We start from the raw sequence: 1268 nt of genomic DNA on the forward strand, positions 1-1268 counted from the left end.
TGTAATGCTACCCTCAGAATGCGACGGAGGTCAAGCAACATGAGTGGAGAGCTCTCCAGAATAGACCTCCATCGGCGTCAGATAGCCTAGCGAGGAATGGACCCGCTCATAGTTGTAAAAGTGAATGTATTGTCCAATAGAAGCACGAGCCTCTTCCAGTGTACGGTATTCGTTGGGCCAGACCTCTTCTTCTTTCAGGGTGCGGTACCATCGCTCCATTTTACCGTTGCTTTGTGGATGGCGATAGGATGTCCGAATCGGGGTAATCCCCAAGGTTTTGAGAGTTTGAACAAAGTCTCGGCTGGTAAACTGGCTTCCGTTATCCTGGACCAGCTTCAGCCCGCTGCCGCGGACACCGTAAGGAAATGCAACATTCACGGCTTCCTCCAGGACATGAATGGCTTCATCGTCCCGGCAGAAACGGCTCAGATCCCAAGCCACCACTCGCCGGTCATAGGCATCCACCACGCTGAACAGGTAAACCCAGCCCTCATCGGTCCAGATTTTCGTCAGATCGATATGCCATACCTGATTGGATCCTGAAACCGGGAGATCCCATTTCCGGAGAGTGCGCCTGGCGTCATACCGTTTCGAAGGTTGCAGAAGCCCTTCCTTCTTCATGACACGGTAGACAGTCTTGGAATTGGCATGGACTCCATTCCGGCGCAGCAATGCCCAAATTCGACGATATCCATAAGTCGGGTGAGTTTGGCAAAACACATGTACCTGATCACGGATTTCATCCTGCCGAAAGCAGCGCCGTGGATGAGCACCTGACTTCATTCGGGCACGATAGCGGTAAAACATGCTTTTGTGAATCCCCACCAGCCGGCAGGCGGTTTCCACGGGAAACCCCAATTCATCCACCAATTCCATCAATAGTTTCCATGCCTCTTCATTCAGACGTCGAGCGTTTTTTTTATTTGAGCGAGCTTCACCGTCAGTTTTCCGATCATTTGCTCATATTCAGCGATTTTGGCCTGGATCTGCTCTCTCTCCTTCTCGACCGGCGGTTTCCCGGCCAATCCTTCCAAGCCGCGTTGAATAAATGTATCCCGCCAACGGTAATACAGGGTTTGGCTGATGTTGTGCCGCCGACACAGCTCCGCGATCGAGATGTCCCCCTTTAACCCAGCCAGAACAATATTCATTTTTTCTTCGGGTGTCCATTTGCGACGTTTCATCTCCGGTTCCTCCTTAAGCAGAATTCTATCAAAACCGGAGAGCTCTACACATCTAACCGTCGCATTTTAAATTGGGGCGCTATA

The 1268-nt window shown here is 51.2% G+C and carries 2 protein-coding genes; both read right to left on the bottom strand.

What is annotated here, in order from left to right:
• Nucleotides 1-30: 30 nt before the first annotated feature.
• Entirely contained in the window at nucleotides 31-876 is an 846-nt protein-coding gene (locus BMW55_RS18900; RefSeq protein WP_139179555.1) for an IS3 family transposase, read from the bottom strand.
• Nucleotides 877-899: 23 nt separating this feature from the next.
• Nucleotides 900-1208: a transposase gene (locus tag BMW55_RS18905; protein ID WP_139179556.1), complete on the bottom strand. Its 309-nt coding sequence runs from the start codon at nucleotides 1206-1208 to the stop codon at nucleotides 900-902.
• Nucleotides 1209-1268: the final 60 nt, after the last annotated feature.

Origin of the sequence: Lihuaxuella thermophila (assembly GCF_900110165.1) — a bacterium.
Classification (GTDB): domain Bacteria; phylum Bacillota; class Bacilli; order Thermoactinomycetales; family Thermoactinomycetaceae; genus Lihuaxuella; species Lihuaxuella thermophila.

Bases quoted from the DNA above. Each gene is read 5' to 3' on its own strand.
- BMW55_RS18900 (WP_139179555.1), bottom strand. From the start codon at position 876: ATGGAATTGGTGGATGAATTGGGGTTTCCCGTGGAAACCGCCTGCCGG.